Raw genomic sequence first — 3,245 nt, 5'->3', positions numbered from 1 at the left:
CCCCGCTATCCGAGGAAGAGTTCGACGAGCTTGACCAGTTCCTGCTCTATGACGTCGACACGGAAGAGGTCATGGTGGCGGACATCATGGATGGGTTCATGCATGCGATTGCTGTCGGCCCGACGACGCTGCATCCAAAGCAATGGCTCCCAAAGATCTGGGGCACCCAGGAGATGATGCCGCCGATGGACTCCATCGAGCATCTGAACCACATATTGGGTCTGGTCATGCGCCACTTCAACAGCATCATTGCTGGGCTGGAATCGGATCCCAGGCAGATCAGCCCTTGCTGGTCAACGATGACGTACGAAGGTGATGAGCGGAAGTATGACGACGCCGAAGGTTGGGCCTACGGTTTTGTTCAAGGCATGAGACTTTGTTGGAAAGACTGGCAACCCTTGTTGTCAACGGCTCAAGGGCAGGCATGGTTCAGGCCAATCGCACTGCTCGGCGAAGATGACTTCGGTGAGGACCAGGATGAACTGACCAAGACGCCAGCCATGCGAGCGGAGTTGGCCCTTCAGATCCCGCAGGCCGTCTTGGACATGCATGCTCACTGGCTACCGCTGAGACTGGCTGTCTACGAGCGAGGAGTGGCCAAATCGATGCAGCCCAAGGTGGGCCGCAATGAGCCTTGCCCTTGTGGGAGCGGCAAGAAGTTCAAGAAGTGCTGTGGCGCGGCAGCTGACCTGCATTGACCTCGATTGACTGCACTCAGTCTGTGTTCATGTTGATGCGCCAGGGCAGCAGCGCGGCATAGTCGTCAGCCGTACTGGCCATCGGCAGCCACCTGAACAGGGAGCGCAGATAGCGGTAGCCATCGATGCCGTTGACACGGCAGGTCTGCAGCAGCGAGTACAGGTTGGCACTGGCGTGTGCGCCGGCGACGGTGTCGGCGAACAGCCAGTTGCGCCTGCCCACGCAGAACGGCCGGATGGCGTTCTCCTGAGCGTTGTTGTCGATGCTGTAGCGCCCATCCTCCACGTAGCGCTTGAGCTTGTGCCACTGTCCTGCCGTGTAGTGCAAGGCTTTGCCCAGCAGGCTTTGCGGTAGCACGCTGTGCAGGTTGGCCAACAGCAGTTGTTCGATGTCCTGGATCACCGGCGTGCTGTCGCGCTGGCGCCGCAGCGTGAGCTCGGCCAGGTCGGCGCCATCACGCTTGGCCTGGGCCTCGATCTGGTACAGCTTGCCGATCAGCGCGATGAACCGTGCGGCCAGTTGGTCTGGTCCGCGCTGGTCCTTGGGGCAGGCCTGCAAAGCGTCGTGGAAGTAGCGTCGGCAATGCGCCCAGCAGGCCAGGTGCACAAGCTGCTGCGTCTGCGCCACCTTGTCATACACGTCGTAGCCATCGGTCATCAGCACCGCACCGGCACGGATGCCGGCGTACAGCCCCATCGCGGTGGCGGCCGAGCGGCTGGGCGCGTAGCTGAACAGCCTGATCGGTGGCCCGGTGCCATCCCGGCCTGAGCCATCGGTCATCTGCGCCCAGACATAGCTCTTGGTTTGTGCTTTACGCCCTGGCTCCTTGAGCACCTGCAACTCGGTCTCGTCGCCGAACACCAACGGTGCGTCCAGCAGTTCGTCGCGCAGCAGGTTCATCACCGGCTGCACGGCCTGGCCAACACGCACCATGCTGGCGGCCACCGTGTTGCGCGAGATGTCGGTGCCGCCGAAGCGCCCCAGCAGCGCTGCCTGGCGGTACAGCGGCAGCCCGTCGAGGTACTTGGCCGTGGCCATCCAGGCCAGCGCGCACTCGGTGAACAGGCCCTTTGGAATGACTTGCGCGGGCCGCGCGGCCAGCCGCAGCCCGCCGTCACAGCAGGGGCAGGCGTACTTCACCCGCTCGTGGCGGATCACGCGCACCTGCTGCGGGATGATGTCGAGTTGTTCGCTGGTCTCCACGCCAATCTCGCGCAGCGCAGCGCCGTCATGCGGGCACACGCGCTCGCTCTCGGGCAGTTCGTGGCGCACCACCTCACGCGGCAGTGCGGGGTCCAGAGGCTTGCGCCCGCGCTTGGCGCGCCGGTGACCGGGCACATCGATCGCCTCATCGCCGGGCGTGGCCTCTTCGGCGGCCGGCTCTGCCTGCGCACCCAGGCCCTCGGCCTCATTGAAGAACATGTCCTTCTGGTGCTGGCCACTGACCTCGCTGCTGGCGGCAAACAGCTGGCGCTTGAACTTGTTGAGCTGCTCCTTGAGCAGGTCGCGCTCGGTGCGTGTCACACGCAACTCGCCCGCCAGGGCTTCGTTGTGCTGGCGCGCCTCGGCCAGCGCTTGTTGCAGCGCTTGGATCTGTTCGAGGGTGGGCATGTCGGTCATCTGCGATGCAGTGTCCCGGCCTGCAGCCCTCGGCGCCATTCGGATGTGCCGCAATGGCGCAGCACCACCGAAGTGTTCTCAGCCGACCCGCTCGTACCGTCGCATCGGATGTCGCTGCACCACGCCCACATCGATGCCCTCCAGCAGCCAGTGCAACTGCTCGACCGTCAAGGTGGGCACGTCCTGCTCGCTCGGCCAGATGAACCGGTCCTGTTCCAGCCGCTTGAGCAGCAGCCAGAACCCGTTGCGGTCCCAGCCCAGCACCTTCACCCGGTCGCGGCGGCGGTTGCTGAACACGTAGATGCAGGCGGCAAACGGGTCCAGCCCAAGGGCTTGCTGTACCAGCGCCGCCAAGCCGTTGATGTTGAGCCGGAAGTCCACCGGTGCGCGGTGCAGGTAGACCTTCAGCCCTTCGTCGAGACGGAACACCGCAGCCTCCCCAGTGCTTCGATCACCGCGCCGACGTGCCGGACGTCGATGCCTCCAAGTTCGATGGCGACGCCGTTGGGCAGCCGGGCTTGCAACTGCACCATGGCAACCAGCCGCTCCTCAGCCGGCGCCGCCGCAGATACCACCGGCACGGCGACGAACGCCGTCGGTGTGCTCACCGCACGGCTCGTGGCCTGACGCGGTCGGCGGACATGCCCACGTTCTCGCAGCCAGCGGCAAACCTGGTTGGCGTTGACCCCGCACTCGCGCGCCAGACGGGACACCGACGCGCCGGGCCGCATGCACAGCTCAACCAATTCCGCCTTCGCCTGCTCGTCGTACACGCTGCGCCCGTCGGCCTTGTGCCCCACCACCAACCTGCGCCTGAGATCCTGCAATTCGTCGTTCATCGCTACGTTCCCACGTTCATCTACGTGGGAACGTAGGCTGTCAGAGCACAGCCTTGGTGGCTAGGGTGGGGTTCAATGACCGCTTAC

Annotated in this window: 4 protein-coding genes; 1 reads left to right on the top strand and 3 read right to left on the bottom strand. The window is 64.5% G+C overall.

The annotated features are described in order from the left end of the window. Positions 1-698, top strand: a 698-nt coding sequence (locus ABG80_RS19475; protein WP_058089226.1) for a UPF0149 family protein, incomplete at its 5' end; no start/stop codon positions are given. 16 nt (positions 699-714) lie between these two features. Here ABG80_RS19475 and tnpC read toward each other — a convergent pair. From tnpC to tnpA, 3 genes are all read right to left on the bottom strand, one after another. Beyond that, complete coding sequence (gene tnpC / locus ABG80_RS19470) at positions 715-2,319, bottom strand: IS66 family transposase (protein WP_058089225.1); 1,605 nt, start codon at positions 2,317-2,319, stop codon at positions 715-717. 78 nt (positions 2,320-2,397) lie between these two features. Next, positions 2,398-2,748: an IS66 family insertion sequence element accessory protein TnpB gene (gene tnpB / locus ABG80_RS19465; protein WP_058089224.1), complete on the bottom strand. Its 351-nt coding sequence runs from the start codon at positions 2,746-2,748 to the stop codon at positions 2,398-2,400. Then, a complete protein-coding gene (gene tnpA / locus ABG80_RS19460; RefSeq protein WP_058089223.1) occupies positions 2,724-3,158 on the bottom strand; it encodes an IS66-like element accessory protein TnpA in 435 nt (144 codons plus the stop codon). Before tnpA ends, tnpB begins: the two co-directional genes overlap by 25 nt. Between the last annotated feature and the right edge of the window lie 87 nt (positions 3,159-3,245).

The organism is Aquabacterium parvum (assembly GCF_001447195.1).
Taxonomy (GTDB): domain Bacteria; phylum Pseudomonadota; class Gammaproteobacteria; order Burkholderiales; family Burkholderiaceae_C; genus Aquabacterium; species Aquabacterium parvum.
The sequence above is the reverse complement of the archived record's forward strand: the minus strand, read 5'-3'. Positions and strand labels throughout refer to the sequence as shown.